Raw genomic sequence first — 14761 nt, forward strand, 5'->3', positions numbered from 1 at the left:
GGGAGGCGACGAGCGGCTGTCGCCGCCTGGCGCCTCGTCACGGCGACCCGAAGCCGGCGGCCGAGAGCACCGCCTGGCCGTCGGGGCCGGCCACGTAGTCGACGAACGCCTGTGCCGCATCCGAGTCTCGGGAGTCGGTGAGCGCCACGATCGGGTACGTGTTGACGGCCTCGGCGGACTCGTCGAACGGGACGCCCTCGACGGCGTCACCGGCGGCGGCGATGTCGGTCACGTAGACGAGCCCCGCGTCGGCCTGGCCCGAGGTGACCTTGCCGAGCACGTCGGTGACGGAGGACTCCTCGCTGACCGGCGTCAGCTCCACCCCCGCCGCCTCGGCGACGGCGACCGTCGCCGCGCCGCAGGGCACGGCGGGGGCGCAGACGACGACGTCGAGATCGGGGTCGGCGAGATCGGCGAGGTCGCGCACGCCGGCGGGATCGCCCGGAGGCACGGCGATCTCGAGCACGTTCGTCGCGAAGTCGACCGGGTCGCCGTCCGTGAGGCCCGCGTCGACCACCGTGCTCATGTTCTTCGCGTCGGCCGAGGCGAAGACGTCGGCGGGCGCCCCCTCGACGATCTGCGTGGCGAGATCGGACGAGCCCGCGAGGTTGAGGTCGACCGACACCCCCGGATGCGCCGCCTCGAAGTCGGCGGCCAGGTCGGCGAACGAGCCGGTGAGCGACGCGGCGGCGAAGACCGTGATGCTGCCCGACAGGTCGTCACCGCCCGGTGAGCCCGACGCCGAGGTGGCGCCGTCGTCGGATGCCCCGCACCCGGTCAGCGCGACGACCGTCAGCCCGACGATGCCGAGCACTGCGGCGCGGCGGGTGCGGAGGGGGCGGTGGGTGCGGCGGGTGCGGCGGGTGCGCCCCGAGGGAGCGATATCGCCGCTCGCGTGGGCCGCGGGGAGTCTCATGCGCCCACCGGTCGCTGAGGCGTCTCGACGATCACGGTCGTGGCCTTCACCACGGCCACCGCGACGGAGCCGAGCTCGAGCCCGAGCTCGCGGACGGCCTCGCTGCTCATCAGCGACACGACGCGATGCGGCCCGCACTGGATCTCGACCTGCGCCATGACGGTGTCCATCACGATGTCGGTGACGAGCCCGACGAACCGGTTGCGAGCCGAACGGCCGATGCCCGACGGGTCGTCGGGCAGCACGGCGTTCTCGCGAGCCAGTCGAGCCAGGGCGAGCCCGTCGACGACGGTGCGCGACGAGGCGTCGCGCTCGCCGACGAGGGTGCCGTCGGCGACCCACCGGCGGACGGTGTCGTCGCTGACGCCGAGGAAGGACGCTGCGTCGCGGATCCGTATCTGAGCCATGGGAGCCAGTATAAGTCCGCATCTGCGCTGCGAAGGAGCTCACCGACCCGCGGAAGGGCGCCGGAGGCGCCTCGATTCGGTGGTCGGAAGAGGCCCTCGAGGGCGGCGCGAAGGGCGGGAAGCGACCACCGTGCCCCGCAGTGCGGTTTGGCCAGGAGTCGAGTGGTCGGAAGATGTCGTCCGTGAGCGGGGGGAGAGCATCTTCTGACCACTCGGGCGGCGGCGGCGGCGGCGATGGAGGGGGGGGAGGTGGGGGAGACGGAGGCGCCCGGCCCGCTCCGCCCGGCCCCGGCCTACCGGACGCGCTCGGCGAAGACGACGCGGTTGTCGTCGTAGTGCCCGACGCTCCGGTCGAAGAACCCGCCGCAGGTGATGAGGCGCAGCGAGTCGTCGGCCGTGGCGCCGAAGACCCTGGCCGTGGGGAAGTCCGCTTTGGCGAAGTCCTCGACCTCGGTCACGGCGTAGCGGGCGGGCGTGCCGTCGGCGTCGAGCACCTCGACCTCGTCGCCCACCGCGACCTCCGAGAGTCGCGCGAACACGGCCGGCCCCGTGGTCGAGTCGACGTGCGCCGCGATGACGGTCGGTCCCCTCCCACCGGGTCGACCGCCTCCGGTGAACCAGCCCACGTCGTCGAAGTCCGTCGGGACCTCCATGCGTCCGTCGGCGGCGATGCCGAGGTCGATGAGGGGCTCGTCGAGCTCGATCGACGGAACCGACACCCTGATCGGGGCGACCCCGTCGGCGATCGCCGGCGACGCCACCGGGGTCGGTGCCGCCGACGGCGCGGTGGACCCGGCAGGAGGCGCGCTCGACTCCGCCGTCGGACCCGACCCCGTCGGGGCGGCGACCTCCGTCGGTGCGGCGGGTGCGCCTCCTGAGTCCGGCGCGCAGCCGGTCAGCACGAGGGCGACCACCGCGGCGGCCGAGACGATCAGGGGCGCGGCCGCCCGGCGGGTGCGACGCTCACGCGACGCACCCGCCTCGGGGCGACCGCCGGAGATCAGGACTCCTGGCGGCGGTGGCGACGGGCGACGAGCACGCCGGCCGCGCCGAGCAGTCCGAGGGCGCCGATCGCGCCGGCGCCGATCAGGCTCTGGTCACCGGACGAGGCGTTCGCCGCGCCTCCGGCACCGGTGTCGACCCCGCCGACCGGCACCTGCGTCAGCTGGCCGCGCACCACGCCGGCGGCGAAGTCGGCGGTGTGCGAGTCGCCGGTGAAGCCCTCGGGGTTCGCCTCGATCTGCGCGAGCGTGAAGCCCTCGCCGGTGTCGGCGCCCGCGTCGCTCATGACGCCCGTGGTGAAGGGGCCCTGGAGGCAGCCGCTGCTGGTGCGCTCGCCCGTGCCGTCGTCGACGGGGTTGGGGAACGCGATGCGCGGCGGGCCCGACTTGCCGGCTGCCGCCTCGTGGATGTGCGTGGCCGTCTTGGCCGGGCTCTTGTAGTCGCCCGAGACGCCCGAGAGGGTGATGTCGTAGCAGATGATGTTCTGGTCGCTGTTGATGCGGAAGTCGAAGGTGCCGGTGGCGCCCTCCTGGCCCGGGGTGACGGCGCCTTCGGTGTTGATGACCTGGTCGGGCGTCGCCATGACGGTGAAGGCGCTCGTGAAGCTCGAGGGCTCGGGGACCTCGGTCTCGGCGCTCGCCGGAGCGGCGGCGAACAGGGTGAGGGCGGCCGCGGCGGCGCCTCCGATGGTCAGGGTGCGGACGGAACGGTTCATCTTCGACATGCTTCCTCTGCCTCTCGCGGGGCGTGATCCGGTCGGACGACGCTTGTGGAGGGGCCTACGACGGCGCTGCGCGGAACGTTCAACACGACAGGATCTTTTCTTCCCTCGAAGATCAGGACCAGCGCGACCCCGGAGGCGCACAGCACGAACCCGGCGACGGTCACGACGGTCAGCGGCTCGTCGAACAGGGCGGCTCCCGCGAGGGCGGTCGTCGGCGCCACGAGGAAGAGCAGGGCGTTGAGGGCCGTGATGCCGACCCGCCGCAGCAGCCACCAGTAAAGGCCGTAGGCGATCAGGGTCGGCAGCGCCGCCGACAGCAGGGCGGCCAGCCAGAAGGCCGCATCGGCGGGCGGCGCCAGCGTGCCGGTGGCGAGTGCCAGCACGATGAGCGCGGCGGCGGTCACGACGATGTGGATCGTGAGGGTCGTGACGACGGGGAGGCGCGCCTCCGATCGCCGCTCGACGAACGTCCCGACGATGAGGCAGGCCATGGCCGCCGCGGGCAGCAGGTAGGCCGCCGCCGACGCGTCGGAGCCGCCGAGCTGCGATCCGACGACCAGCGCCACCCCGACGGCGCCGAGGGTGAGGCCCACCCACTGGCCGCCGCGGACGTGCAGCCCCAGCAGCGGCCCGACGAGGGTGGCGACGACGAGCGGCTGCACGGCGTCGATCAGAGCGGTCGTGCCGGTCGCGATGCCCGCCCCGACCGCGGCGTAGACGAAGAAGCAGTAGCCGAACTGGGCCGAGAGCCCGATCGCGACATGCCGTCGGAGGTCGGCCCGCGGCACCGTGCGGAGCGCCGCGAGCCCGTCCGGCCGGGCGAGCAGCACGACGAGCAGCACGACCGCGAGCGGGGCGAAGCGCCAGACCAGCAGGGTCGTGGCCGGCACGTCGACCGTGGCGATCTTGGCGATGACGAAGCCGGAGCTCCACGACGTGACGAAGGCGGCCGAGGCCACGACGGTGACGACGGCACCGAGTACACCGATCTGTTTACTCATGCGATCGACTATACAGATCGGTAGACTCTCGGGGTGACCGAATCCGAGACGACCTCGCGCCTCCCCGACTCCTCGACCGATCCGCTGCCGGCGTCGTTGCCGCCCCTGCCTCCGCTCACGCCCGGCGCCCGTCGCGTGCTCGACGCGGCGTCGCGGCTGTTCTACGAGCAGGGCATCCACGCCGTCGGCGTCGACACCATCGCGGCCGAAGCCGGGGTCACGAAGAAGACCCTCTACGACCGGTTCGGATCGAAGGAGGCGCTGGTCGTCTCGTACCTGCAGCACCGCGACCAGAGATGGCGCGAGCACATCGCCGCCCACCTCGCTCTCGTGCCCGAGCCGGGCCCCGACCGGGTGCTGGCCGTCTTCGACGCCACGATCCTCTGGGTGCCCGACAACGACCGGAAGGGCTGCAGCGCGATCAACGCCCGGGCCGAGATGGGCGACGGGAGCGACGGCAACCCCGCTCTGCCCGAGGTCGTCCGCCAGAAGGCCTGGATGTTCGAGCTCTTCGGCGCCCTGTGCCGCGAGGCGGGCGTGGACGACCCCGACGGCACGGCGCGACTGCTGATGCTGCTGCACGAGGGGGGACTCGTCACCCTCGGCATGCGGACGTTCGCCGAGCCGTTCGTCGTCGCACGGGCGGCGGCGGCCGAGGTGCTGCGCGCGCGGGTCGTCTGAGGCGGAGCGGGGCGGGGTGCCGAGGCCGTAGGAGGCGCGGGTCGGCCCGGCAGGACGCCCGCTCCCGGCGCGGTCGGAGGTGCGCTGCCCACGACGGGCATCGCCGGTCGGCTGTTCTGGGCGGTGCCCCTGGTGACGATGGGCGTCGCCGGGGCGCTGCAGGCGCGACGCGGAGCCCGGACGCGTGCCGGCTACACCGCCGAGATCCGGGCCTCGCTCGATCGGGCGAACGGGCTGTTCGACCGGCGGATGGCCGTCGGGGTGTTCCGCGACGTCGCGTTCCACCCGGTCGTCGTGGCTCCGCCCGAGGTCCCATCGACGATCGTGCTGTCGGACGACTCCCCGTCGGTGCTGCCCGACGCCCTCGCGACGAGGCTCGAGTCAGTGGGGTGGGAGGTGCGCCGACTGCCCGGCGTGCACCATGACATGCACCTCGAGGCACCCGACCGGACGTACGAGACGGTGCGCGACCTGCTCTGAGCGAGCCGCGCCTCCTCGGCTGTCGCGTGCCCGCCGCCGTGCCCGCGGCAGGCACGGCGGCGGGGGATGCTCAGTCGGGTGAGCCTTCCCCCGCGCCGGCACCGGCGAGCAGGTCGGCGAGCAGGGCGGCGTGGTCGTCGTCGTCGAGTCCGCTCGGACGCGTGCCGGGGTCGCTCCGGCGCTCGCGGTCGTCGAGGGCGTCGCGCAGCGTGTCGACGAGGAGGCGGTGCGTGAGTCCCGCGGACCGCGCTCGGTCGCCCGTGCGCGCGTTCATTCCATACCAGTCGGCGTCGGCGATCCAGAGCGGGAGTGAGCGCGGGCCCGCCCACTGACCCACCTCGCGGGCGAGCAGCCAGTCGGCCGACGCCGTCGCGGTCACCGTCGTGGGTGCCGCCTCTGCGGCCTCTCGCGCGGCCTCGAGGTGGGCGGGGAAGAGCGCCGACGGGCCGACGGCGTCCATCACGCCGCTCGTGCTCTGCTCGGCGCAGCGGACGAGCCACTCGGCGAGGTCGCGCACGTCGATCACCGACGTCGGGAGGTCGGGGGCGTCGGGGACGAGGACGAATCGACCGTCAGTGCTGTTGCTGGTGCTGGTGCTGGTGCTGGTGCTGGTGCTGGTGTCGGCCGAGGAGGCGCGGGTGGGGTGGGCGAACCGCCACGGCCAGTAGTCGGTGCGGCCGGTCGGGTCGCCGGGGCCGCCGATGAGCCCCGCCCGCGCGATGAGAGCCCGGTCCTCTCCGAAGGCGTCGAGCACCGCGTCCTCGCAGGCGGCCTTCGCGGGGCCGTAGTCGTCGGGGCCGGGCACGCGGTCGGCGGCGAGGGGCGGTACGCGCTCGGCGGACTCGTCGGCTCCGACGGGTCCGGGCGCGGCGTAGACGCTCGTCGTCGAGATGAAGAGGTAGCGGTCGGCGACGGGTTCGAGGTCGCGGACGGCCCGCCGCACGTGACCGGGTTCGCGGGCGACGTCGATGACCGCGTCCCAGCGATGCCCGATGACGGGGGCGAGCGCATCGTCGTGATCGCGATCGGCCCGGACGAGCGTCACCCCGTCGGGGACGGCGATGCCGCGGGCTAGGCAGGTGACGTCATGCCCAGCGGCGACGGCCGTCGATGCGATGCGATGGCTGAGCCAGGCCGTGCCGCCGAGGACGAGTGTCTTCATGACGACACCCTGCCAGCGCCGGAGGTCGAGGAGGCGCGGTGTCCGCTGACCGCGTAGCGCGAGGGGGTAGGTGCCTGTCTGTGCGTGCGTGTGCGTGTGCGGAGCTGACCGGGGCGGCGTGTCCTCTCAATCACGCATGCATGCGCAGCGGGGAGTCGGGTGGGGGGTGCTACGCGTGTATTCGTAATAGCCTGCGCGAGAGAACACCCTCCGGAAGCCGAGCGGGTCGAGCGGGCCGGTCGGGTGCGGCGGGGGCCGGGCCTGCTAGGGGCAGGGCGGAGTCAGTGCGAGCGGGAGGCCGACTGCGCCGGCGCCGTCGCCGCGGCCGCCTCGGCCTCGACCAGGGCGCGCCTCCGCTCGGTGACGACCCGCTCGAGCACGAGCGAGCTGACGCCGACGGTCAGGCTGAGCGCGGCGATGATCCACCGTGGTCGGTCGACGCCGAGGCGTTCGATCGACCGGTGCAGACGCTCGTCGAGGGCCTCGGTGGTGCGCGCGAAGCCGATGACGACCCCGGCGGCCCCCGCCGCGCCTCCTGCCGTGACCTTCGGATCGGTGAAGGGCTCGCGCGTGAGTCCGCTGGCCGTGCCTGCCGCCGCCAGTCCGGCGAGGGTCACGTGATACGCGACCCGCGCGACGGGAGCCAGGGAGGCTGGGCGCACGAACGAGAGACCGACGTACCCGAGCACGACGCCGAGCTGCACGACCCGGTCGCGGCGTTCGGCGCGGGAGAAGAGATCGTCGACCGCGTCGTCGTCGACGGGCGAGCGATTGAGGTCGTCGTGAGCACGATCGGTCATCGCCTCACTCTGCCAGGTCGATCGCAGCTCGGGAAGGCCGGATGAGAAGGACCCGCCGAGCCGCCGCCGGAGCGGGGTCGACGGGTCCGGGAGACCGCGAGCGGATTACGCGCAGTCGGACTTCGAGAAGGCCAGCTCGAGCTGGTCGCCCGTTCCCTCGACGTCGTACGAGTACTTCATCCCGATGTCGCGGTCGAGGATGTCGCGCGTCGCCGCCGTGCTGCACAGCTGCGGGAGCACCGACGCCGCGAGCAGCTCCTCGGTGACGCTCTCGACGCCTTCGCCCGACAGCGTGTAGCGGTAGTGGATCGCGTCGGACTCGGCCGTGATGTCCTCGAGGACGGTGACCTCGTCGATCTGCTGCGGCAGGTCGTACTGCTCCTTCGCCTGTTCGACGTTCTCGGCGATGGCGTCCTCCTTCGAGTCGCCCCCGAACGCCTGGAACGCCGCCCGCACCCCGAACGAGACGAGCACGGCGACGACGATCGCCACCACCGCCCCGATGATCCGATTCCGTGTCGTCGCCTGTGTCGCCATGTCTTCCCCCTGATCACGCCGCTGCGCGACGTCTTCGCCGTGGCCCGTGTCGTCGGACCGATCGGCGCCGGACCGTCCGGCTGCACGAGCCCCCGACGCGTCGCCGGTAGAACCCCCTGTCTGCACAGTATCGACGGACCGTCGCCGCGGCGCGGTCGAGGAGGCGCGGGCAGCACCCCCAGGTCAGGGGTCAGCGGTCCGGGGTGCCGCCCTGCGGGTCAGTCCTCGGTGTCGCCGCCGTTCTCGGGCTCGGTCCTCGTCTCGTCCATGCGGTCTCGGAGGTGGTCGGCCATCGCGCCGGCTCCCTCGTCGCCGTGGTCGTGCTCGACCTGCTCGATCAGCCCGCTGAGCTTCTCGTCGTTGGTCGCCTCGGTCGCGCCGTCCATGATCGGTTCGGTCTGCTTCTCGTCAGTCATGCTCTGACGCTACGCCGCGATCGTGGGAGGGCCGAGGTGCTGAGCCGCAGGCGGCTGTCCGGCCGACGACGAGGCCGGTGTCTCTCACCCTTCTACCGGTACTCTCCACCCATGAAGCGCACAGCAGACTCATCGTCCTCGTCGTCCGACTGCCATAGTCCGGGCGCCCGGAAGACCCCGGGCACCACCCGGCCCATCGCCACCACGACCCGATGAACGGCGATCTCGTCCTCAACATCGTCCTGGTCGTCGTCTTCGTCCTCGTCGGGGGTGTGTTCGCGGCCACCGAGATGGCCCTGGTCACCCTGCGCGAGAGCCAGGTCAACGCCATCGCCGCCCGGGGCAAGCGGGGTGAGAAGGTCGCCGGTCTCGCCCGCGACCCCAACATGTTCCTCGCCGCCGTGCAGATCGGCGTCACCGTCGCCGGATTCGCGTCGGCCGCCTACGGTGCGTCGTCGATCGCCCCGTCGGTCTCGCCCCTCCTCGTCTCGTGGGGACTCGGCGAGCAGGCCGCGGGCACGGTCGCGACCATCGCCCTGACCCTGATCATCGCCTACCTCTCGCTCGTGCTCGGCGAGCTCGCGCCCAAGCGGCTGGCCATTCAGCGGAACGCCTCGTTCGCCTACGCCGTCGCACCCGTCCTTGCCGTCTTCGCGGTGCTCATGCGGCCCGTCATCTGGCTGCTGTCGATCTCGACGAACCTCGTCGTCCGGATGCTCGGCGGCGACCCGCACAAGACGGGCGAGGAGATGACCGAGGAGGAGCTCCGCGACATCGTCTCGAGCCACGAGGGTCTGCCCGACGACGAGCGCCGCATCCTCGACGACGTGCTCTCGTTGCGTCATCGGCAGCTCAGCCAGGTCATGCGCCCTCGCCCCGAGGTCACGGCCGTCGACGGCACCGGCACCGTGAGCGACGCCGCGAGCGAGGTGCAGGACCGCCCGTACTCGAGGTACCCGGTCATCGACCGGTCCATCGACGACATCATCGGCTTCGTGCACGTCCGCGACCTGTTCGAGGCCATCTCGAAGGACCCGGCGACCCCCGTCCGCGACATCGTCCGCACCATCTCGTATCTGCCCGCCACGGCCCGCGTGCTGCCGACGCTCACGTCCATGCGCGCCGGCGGGCACCACATCGCGGTCATCATCGACGAGTACGGCGGGACCGACGGCATCGTCACGCTCGAGGACCTCGTGGAGGAGGTCGTGGGCGAGATCTTCGACGAGTACGACACCGAGTCGGCCGCGGAGGACCTCGGCGCCGGGGGCGGGACGGTCGACGGTCGCCTGAACTTCCAGGACTTCGAGGAGGCGACGGGCATCCACCTGCCCGACAGCGCGTCCGACACGGTCGCCGGCTTCGTGATCGAGAGCCTCGGCCGACTGGCCCGGGTGGGCGACATCGTCGAGATCGACGGGGCGCGTCTGCAGGTGACGGTCATGGACCGCCGCCGCATCTCGGAGCTGCTGGTCATCCCCGACGAGACCGAGAGCGACGCCGACGTCGAGCACGTCGAGCTCCCGGGCGGCTCGAGCTCGGCCACGGCGAAGGCTTCGTCCGCCGACGACGGGGCGGACCGGGGCCGGATGGTCTGACCCGTCACGCTCCTCGCCCCTCCTGACGATCATCGATCGGAACGGCCCCGCCCTCGGCGGGGCCGTTCCGCTGTGCGGGCGGGCGGTCGCCGGTGGTCGCCGACCGGCCGAGCGCGATCCGCTCTCGCTCCATCAACCGCCACGAGCCGCCGAGCAAGGGGGTCAGCGTGGCGATCGTGTAGGCGACGGCGACGACCCCGAAGGCCACGGCGAGGCCGATCGTGTCGGCGGCGATGCCTCCGAGCAGGGCGCCGAACGGCACTCCGGCCCAGGCCCCCGCGTTCGTGAGTCCGAAGACGCGACCGCGCATGCGCTCGGGCACCCGTTCGAGCTGGACGGCGCCGAGGATCGGGTTGATCGACCCCGCTGCGAGGCCGGCGACGGCGGTCGCCGCGATGAGCACGGGCAGCGGGGCGCCCAGGGCGAACGCGGCGCTCGAGGGGCCGCCGGCCAGGGTGAAGCACACGGCGAGCGTCACGCGGCGGGAGAGCCGATGGGCGACGAAGCCGAACGCGATGTTGCCCACGAGTGCGCAACCGCCCATGGTCGCGACGAGCAGGCCCAACGCGGCCGCTCCGCCCAGTCGGTCGTCTGCATAGAGGGGCAGCAGGGTCGACCCGCGGGCGGCGTCGAGCAGGTTCGTGACGAGGACGAGCGCGACGACCAGTCGCAGGAGGGGATCCCGGACGACGAAGCGCAGCCCGTCGCCGAGATCGGACCAGTACGAGGTGCGGGCCGTCGTGACGCTGCCGTCGCCGCCGGTCACCGGGGGCTCCCGGGTGGCCGCGGGGACGAACGCCACCGTGAGCCCCGCCGACACGGCGAACGTCGCGGCGGTGACGAAGAGGGCGGGGAGCGGCCCGAGCGCGGCGACGAGCAGGCCCGCGACCGACGCGCCGACGAGCTTCGCGAAGCGCTCCGAGCCGTCGAGGAGGCCCACGCTCTGCTCGAGGGGGACGCCGGCCCGCTCGGTGAGGCGCGGCAGCATGACGCGGCGGGCCGTCTGCCCCGGGGTGTCGAGCAGGCCGCCGGCGAAGACCAGCGCCAGCAGGGCCCAGAAGGGCAGCCCCACGGTCAACGCCAGGGTGGGGATCGCCAGCACCGCCGCCCCGCTGACGAGATCGGCCACGACGGAGGCGCGACGGTGGCCGACGCGGTCGACGACGACTCCGCCGAACGCGCCGCCGACGACGACGGGGACGGTCGCGAAGAACGCGGCGACCCCGACCTCGACTCCCGAGCCGCCGAGCCCGAGGACGTAGAAGGGCACGGCGAAGGCCGTCACGACGTTGCCCGTCTGCGAGACGGCGTGAGCCGCCAGCAGTGCGGTCAGCGAGCCGACGGCTCGACGGTCACGCGGGGTGGTCGTCACCGACCCCCCGGCTGATGCGCGGCGCATCGGGCGCGCCTCACGGCCGCCGGTAGGCCTGGTAGACGAGCGCGACCGATTCCGCGCCGTCGTCGTCGCGGTCACGGCTCGCGCTCGCCGCGACCCAGCGCTCGACGAGCGCCTCGAGCTCGCCCCGCAGGGTGGCCAGCTCGTCGACCGTGAGGCGCAGGCTGCGATCGCCGCTCGCCGCGGCCGCGACCCACTCGCGGGGCAGGGCCGGTGCCGCGTCGATGTAGTCCGTGTACCGGTTCGCGTAGGCGTGCGCGATCGACTTCTGCAGGGCCGACGAGGCGGCGAGGTCGTCGGGGTCGTCGAGCAGCTCGGCGGGCTCCCACGAGGTGAGCATCGTGGTCGCCTGCCACCAGCGCTCGCGCTGATCCGTGCTCTGCGCCGTCGCGGGTTCGATGAGATCGATCGACGCCAGCCGACCGAGGTGGTAGCTGATCGTCCCCGGCGCCTCGTCGACCAGGTCGCCGAGGAGGGCGGCGGTCTGCGGGCCGCGTTCGCGGAGCAGGCCGAGGAGGCGCAGCCTCGTCGGATGCGCCATCACGCGCATCGAGGCGGCCGAGGTGAGCGTCGTCCGAGAGGTCTCGCGGGGGGTCATGGAGACGACGATAGACTCCGCAAGGGATGTTGCGCAAGAGTCGTTGTGCATCCATCACGCTCCCGAGACGAGGCCTCAGGCCGTTGTCAAGGGGGGCGCCCCGATCCGGTCCTCGAGGCGGACCGGCTCGTACCGTCGGGCCGACAGAGCAGCCCCTCGCGGATCGGAGTCCCATGCGCCTCGCCCCAGCACTCGTCCTCCCCGCCGTCACGGCCGCAGCCGTCGTCGTCGTCCGTCGCCGACGACTCGGCCGACGGGCCTCGGCGGACCGCTGGCACGTCGTCACCGTCGACCGGCCTCGCGACGAGGTCGCCGCGGCTGCGGCCACGGGCCCGCTCGGCGACCTGGGCGACTCGGTCGAGGTGCGCACGAAGGAGGCGCCGGGGGGTCGCGGGACCGAGCTGTCAGCGCGTCCCCTCGCCGCGCCTCCTGCGACCGCCGTCGGATCGCTGGCCCGACGGGCCACCGGCGCCGACCCGCGACAGGACGTCCGCCGCGCGCTGCGCGAGACGAAGCAGCTGCTCGAGGTCGGCGAGATCACGAGGCAGGAGCCGCAGCCCGAAGGTCATCGGCGGTCGACGCCGGCCGGTCGGCTGACGGATCTCGTCGCTCACCGCTCCGGTGGGGAGGGAGTGCTGTGAAGGCTCTCGTCTGGACAGGGATCAACGAGCTCGCCGTCGAGACGGTGGACGACCCGCGGATCCTCAACGCGCACGACGCGATCGTCAAGGTCACCACGACGGTGACCTGCGGTTCGGATCTGCACCTGCTGGGCGGTTACGTCCCCGGGATGCGGGCGGGCGACATCCTCGGCCACGAGTTCATGGGCGAGATCGTCGAGGTCGGCTCGGCCGTGACGAAGCGCAAGGTCGGCGACAGGGTCGTCGTCTGCTCGTTCATGAGCTGCGGGCAGTGCGTCTACTGCAAGGCGGGCAAGACCTCGCTCTGCGACAACTCGAACCCGCACCAGGGCATGGGCGAGGGGCTGTGGGGCGCGGCCACGGGCGGCTGCTTCGGGTACAGCCAGATCACGGGCGGCTTCGCCGGGAGTCACGCCGACTACGTCCGCGTGCCGTTCGTCGACACGGGCGCCTTCCCCGTGCCCGACGGCGTCACCGACGAGCAGGCGGTCTTCGCATCGGACGCCGTCCCCACCGGATGGATGGGCGCCGCCCTCGGGGGAGTGCAGCCGGGCGACACGGTCGCCGTCTGGGGTGCCGGAGGCGTCGGGCAGATGGCCGCGCGCGCGAGCATGCTGCTCGGCGCCGAGAAGGTCATCGTCATCGACCGCCTGCCCGAGCGGCTCGACCAGGTGACCCGGCGCATCGGGGCGGAGACCCTCGACTACTCGAGCACCGAGGTGATGGCGGAGCTGCGTGAGCGCACCGGCGGACGCGGCCCGGACGTCGCGATCGAGGCGGTCGGCATGGAGGCGCACAGCCACCGCGCCGACGGCGTCTACGACAAGGCGAAGTCGCTGCTCAAGCTCGAGACGGACCGGCCGACGGCGCTGCGCGAGGCGGTCCTCTCGGCTCGCAAGGGCGGCAGCGTCTTCTCGCTCGGCGTGTTCGGCGGCTACGTCGACAAGTTCCCGCTCGGCGCCTTCATGAACAAGGCGCTGACGTTGCGTTCGGGGCAGCAGTTCGGTCACCGGTACATCCCGATGCTGCTCGAGCGCATCGCCGCGGGCGAGATCTCGACCGACCACCTCGCCACCCACGTCATGCCGCTGAGCGATGCACCGCAGGGCTACGACATGTTCAAGAAGAAGGCCGACGGCTGCGTCCGGGCGGTCTTCCACCCCTGAGCGCACGACCGGGTGCCGAGGAGGTGCGGTGCCGTCGAGGCCGGACGGTGGCGGTCCGCCGCCGGCCCGCGCCTCCTCCGGTCAGAGCAGGAGGGAGGCCGCCGCCGCGCTGAGCGCGATCGCGAGGATCGGCAGCCCCACCGCGGCGACGATGACGACGACCGTGCCGAGGGTCGCCACGACGGCCGACCCTAGTCCGAGCGCGGCGGCCCCGGCGAGCGTGTCGCGCGAAGTCGCATCGGCCCGGGTCACGGTCTCCGGCTCGGATCCGTCGGACGACCGGAAGAGCGCCCGCGCGTCAGCCAGTCCGTCGTCGGTCCGTGGTTCCATGACGCCCCCTGATCTCGTGCCGTCCGGATCCCCGCGCCGCGCCTCCAGAAGGGACGACGACCTCCGGTCTGCCGTCAGCGTACGACGAGGAGGCGGGGACGGGTCGGCGTCCGCCCCTCGCTCCAGCCTCGCCGGCGTGCGCGTCGGGTCGCCGGCCCGGGCTCCGGCAGGTCATTCGTCCGGCAGGGCGAGCTGCGAGCCCGGCGGCCTGACGGCACGAGGCTCCGGTCGAGGACGCCGCTCGGGGGCGGGCTCCGCGGGCGTGAGAGGGGGAACCGCGAGGGCGCGCCGACGGGCCGCCTCGCCGCGACCCGCGGCGAGCACGGCGCCGATGACGGGCACGCACTGCAGCGCACCGAACGCGGCCGGGAAGAACGCCAGCGTCGGAGCGACCGAGAGGGAGGCGCCGCCCACCAGGAACGCGATCCAGGCGATGAGGAACCCCGCCGGGTTCCAGACCGAGCGATCGGCGGCGACGACCGACGGGCCGAGCGTCGCGTCCGCCCAGGCGATGACGTCGTCGCGGTCGTCGGACGTCATCATCGGCGGTCGGGCCTCGAAGTGCTGCTCGATGCGGAGGGAGCGGCGCCAGTCGCCTCGAGCGCTCCCCGCCGGCGGCACGACGCCGGGAGCCGCGGTGCCCACCAGCGTCGCGGCCAGACAGCCCGCCGCCGCGGCGAGCAGGACCAGCGCGATGCCACCCCGGACGGGCCCGAGATCGAAGCCCCAGGCGATCTCGGACACGACGAGCGCCGCGCCGACGACGACGGCGACGAGACCCGCGACGACGGTCCGTCGACGGAGCCGGGCCGGATCGAGGAACTCCCCTCGTCGCTCCCGGACGAGACGCCATCCGGCGCGCAGCGCTCCGTCACTCATGGGGAGATCCTGCCGCCTTCCGACCCG

Annotated in this window: 18 protein-coding genes; 5 read left to right on the forward strand and 13 right to left on the reverse strand. The window is 73.1% G+C overall.

Features of this window, described 5'->3' with window-relative positions; genetic code table 11:
- Positions 1–37: 37 nt before the first annotated feature.
- From modA to ASF89_RS04020, 5 genes are all read right to left on the reverse strand, one after another.
- On the reverse strand, positions 38–916 hold the full coding sequence (gene modA, locus ASF89_RS04000) for a molybdate ABC transporter substrate-binding protein (protein WP_082489761.1): 879 nt from the start codon (positions 914–916) through the stop codon (positions 38–40).
- Positions 913–1323, reverse strand: coding sequence for a molybdopterin-binding protein (locus ASF89_RS04005; RefSeq protein WP_055800430.1), 411 nt, complete (start codon positions 1321–1323; stop codon positions 913–915). The genes modA and ASF89_RS04005 overlap by 4 nt, the downstream gene beginning before the upstream one ends.
- Positions 1324–1616: 293 nt before the next feature.
- Positions 1617–2237: a class F sortase gene (locus ASF89_RS04010; protein WP_235483968.1), complete on the reverse strand. Its 621-nt coding sequence runs from the start codon at positions 2235–2237 to the stop codon at positions 1617–1619.
- A gap of 86 nt (positions 2238–2323) precedes the next feature.
- Complete coding sequence (locus tag ASF89_RS04015) at positions 2324–3040, reverse strand: CHRD domain-containing protein (RefSeq protein WP_235483970.1); 717 nt, start codon at positions 3038–3040, stop codon at positions 2324–2326.
- Entirely contained in the window at positions 3037–4050 is a 1014-nt protein-coding gene (locus ASF89_RS04020; RefSeq protein ID WP_082489762.1) for a DMT family transporter, read from the reverse strand. Before ASF89_RS04020 ends, ASF89_RS04015 begins: the two co-directional genes overlap by 4 nt.
- Positions 4051–4083: 33 nt before the next feature.
- On the opposite strand from ASF89_RS04020, the gene ASF89_RS04025 reads away from it, so the two are divergent.
- Both ASF89_RS04025 and ASF89_RS04030 read left to right on the forward strand, forming a co-directional pair.
- A complete protein-coding gene (locus ASF89_RS04025) occupies positions 4084–4731 on the forward strand; it encodes a TetR/AcrR family transcriptional regulator (protein ID WP_235483972.1) in 648 nt (215 codons plus the stop codon).
- A 123-nt stretch (positions 4732–4854) separates the two neighbouring features.
- Complete coding sequence (locus ASF89_RS04030; RefSeq protein WP_055812206.1) at positions 4855–5211, forward strand: hypothetical protein; 357 nt, start codon at positions 4855–4857, stop codon at positions 5209–5211.
- Between the two features lie 70 nt (positions 5212–5281).
- Here the strand turns inward: ASF89_RS04030 and ASF89_RS04035 are convergent, their stop codons facing one another.
- The 4 genes from ASF89_RS04035 to ASF89_RS04050 all read right to left on the reverse strand — a co-directional run bounded on the left by ASF89_RS04035 (position 5282) and on the right by ASF89_RS04050 (position 8126).
- The gene (locus ASF89_RS04035; RefSeq protein WP_055812211.1) at positions 5282–6373 is read right to left on the reverse strand and encodes a hypothetical protein; all 1092 of its coding nucleotides are present in this window, start codon (positions 6371–6373) and stop codon (positions 5282–5284) included.
- A gap of 281 nt (positions 6374–6654) precedes the next feature.
- Positions 6655–7173, reverse strand: a complete 519-nt coding sequence (locus tag ASF89_RS04040; RefSeq protein ID WP_055800445.1) for a hypothetical protein — start codon at positions 7171–7173, stop codon at positions 6655–6657.
- Between the two features lie 105 nt (positions 7174–7278).
- Positions 7279–7710, reverse strand: coding sequence for a hypothetical protein (locus ASF89_RS04045; RefSeq protein WP_156357424.1), 432 nt, complete (start codon positions 7708–7710; stop codon positions 7279–7281).
- A gap of 218 nt (positions 7711–7928) precedes the next feature.
- Positions 7929–8126 (reverse strand): hypothetical protein, encoded by a 198-nt coding sequence (locus ASF89_RS04050; RefSeq protein WP_055800452.1) that lies wholly within the window; start codon positions 8124–8126, stop codon positions 7929–7931.
- A 212-nt stretch (positions 8127–8338) separates the two neighbouring features.
- Between ASF89_RS04050 and ASF89_RS04055 the strand changes: the two genes are divergently transcribed.
- A complete protein-coding gene (locus tag ASF89_RS04055; protein ID WP_082489763.1) occupies positions 8339–9724 on the forward strand; it encodes a hemolysin family protein in 1386 nt (461 codons plus the stop codon).
- A 4-nt stretch (positions 9725–9728) separates the two neighbouring features.
- On the opposite strand, the gene ASF89_RS04060 is transcribed toward ASF89_RS04055, so the two are convergent.
- Together ASF89_RS04060 and ASF89_RS04065 are read right to left on the reverse strand one after the other, a co-directional pair.
- Entirely contained in the window at positions 9729–11123 is a 1395-nt protein-coding gene (locus tag ASF89_RS04060) for an MFS transporter (protein ID WP_082489764.1), read from the reverse strand.
- Positions 11124–11133: 10 nt separating this feature from the next.
- A complete protein-coding gene (locus ASF89_RS04065; protein WP_055800455.1) occupies positions 11134–11718 on the reverse strand; it encodes a helix-turn-helix domain-containing protein in 585 nt (194 codons plus the stop codon).
- Positions 11719–11891: 173 nt separating this feature from the next.
- Here ASF89_RS04065 and ASF89_RS04070 point away from each other — a divergent pair, with 173 nt between their 5' ends.
- Both ASF89_RS04070 and ASF89_RS04075 read left to right on the forward strand, forming a co-directional pair.
- Positions 11892–12359, forward strand: coding sequence for a hypothetical protein (locus ASF89_RS04070; protein WP_055812214.1), 468 nt, complete (start codon positions 11892–11894; stop codon positions 12357–12359).
- Complete coding sequence (locus ASF89_RS04075) at positions 12356–13525, forward strand: zinc-dependent alcohol dehydrogenase (protein ID WP_055812217.1); 1170 nt, start codon at positions 12356–12358, stop codon at positions 13523–13525. The genes ASF89_RS04070 and ASF89_RS04075 overlap by 4 nt, the downstream gene beginning before the upstream one ends.
- A gap of 81 nt (positions 13526–13606) precedes the next feature.
- Here ASF89_RS04075 and ASF89_RS04080 read toward each other — a convergent pair whose 3' ends face one another.
- Both ASF89_RS04080 and ASF89_RS04085 read right to left on the reverse strand, forming a co-directional pair.
- A complete protein-coding gene (locus tag ASF89_RS04080; RefSeq protein WP_055812220.1) occupies positions 13607–13855 on the reverse strand; it encodes a hypothetical protein in 249 nt (82 codons plus the stop codon).
- Positions 13856–14026: 171 nt separating this feature from the next.
- On the reverse strand, positions 14027–14734 hold the full coding sequence (locus ASF89_RS04085) for a hypothetical protein (protein ID WP_055812223.1): 708 nt from the start codon (positions 14732–14734) through the stop codon (positions 14027–14029).
- Positions 14735–14761 lie beyond the last annotated feature (27 nt).

It is taken from the genome of Frigoribacterium sp. Leaf172 (assembly GCF_001424285.1).
Lineage (GTDB): Bacteria > Actinomycetota > Actinomycetes > Actinomycetales > Microbacteriaceae > Frigoribacterium.

What these genes read in the sequence shown, in the direction of transcription:
- ASF89_RS04020 (WP_082489762.1), bottom strand. Translation starts at nt 4,050, where the DNA reads ATGAGTAAACAGATCGGTGTACTCGGTGCCGTCGTCACCGTCGTGGCC.
- ASF89_RS04070 (WP_055812214.1), top strand. Translation starts at nt 11,892, where the DNA reads ATGCGCCTCGCCCCAGCACTCGTCCTCCCCGCCGTCACGGCCGCAGCC.
- ASF89_RS04015 (WP_235483970.1), bottom strand. Translation starts at nt 3,040, where the DNA reads ATGAACCGTTCCGTCCGCACCCTGACCATCGGAGGCGCCGCCGCGGCC.
- ASF89_RS04060 (WP_082489764.1), bottom strand. Translation starts at nt 11,123, where the DNA reads ATGCGCCGCGCATCAGCCGGGGGGTCGGTGACGACCACCCCGCGTGAC.
- ASF89_RS04080 (WP_055812220.1), bottom strand. Translation starts at nt 13,855, where the DNA reads ATGGAACCACGGACCGACGACGGACTGGCTGACGCGCGGGCGCTCTTC.
- ASF89_RS04050 (WP_055800452.1), bottom strand. Translation starts at nt 8,126, where the DNA reads ATGACTGACGAGAAGCAGACCGAACCGATCATGGACGGCGCGACCGAG.
- ASF89_RS04045 (WP_156357424.1), bottom strand. Translation starts at nt 7,710, where the DNA reads ATGGCGACACAGGCGACGACACGGAATCGGATCATCGGGGCGGTGGTG.
- ASF89_RS04035 (WP_055812211.1), bottom strand. Translation starts at nt 6,373, where the DNA reads ATGAAGACACTCGTCCTCGGCGGCACGGCCTGGCTCAGCCATCGCATC.
- ASF89_RS04055 (WP_082489763.1), top strand. Translation starts at nt 8,339, where the DNA reads ATGAACGGCGATCTCGTCCTCAACATCGTCCTGGTCGTCGTCTTCGTC.
- ASF89_RS04040 (WP_055800445.1), bottom strand. Translation starts at nt 7,173, where the DNA reads ATGACCGATCGTGCTCACGACGACCTCAATCGCTCGCCCGTCGACGAC.
- ASF89_RS04005 (WP_055800430.1), bottom strand. Translation starts at nt 1,323, where the DNA reads ATGGCTCAGATACGGATCCGCGACGCAGCGTCCTTCCTCGGCGTCAGC.
- modA (WP_082489761.1), bottom strand. Translation starts at nt 916, where the DNA reads ATGAGACTCCCCGCGGCCCACGCGAGCGGCGATATCGCTCCCTCGGGG.
- ASF89_RS04085 (WP_055812223.1), bottom strand. Translation starts at nt 14,734, where the DNA reads ATGAGTGACGGAGCGCTGCGCGCCGGATGGCGTCTCGTCCGGGAGCGA.
- ASF89_RS04065 (WP_055800455.1), bottom strand. Translation starts at nt 11,718, where the DNA reads ATGACCCCCCGCGAGACCTCTCGGACGACGCTCACCTCGGCCGCCTCG.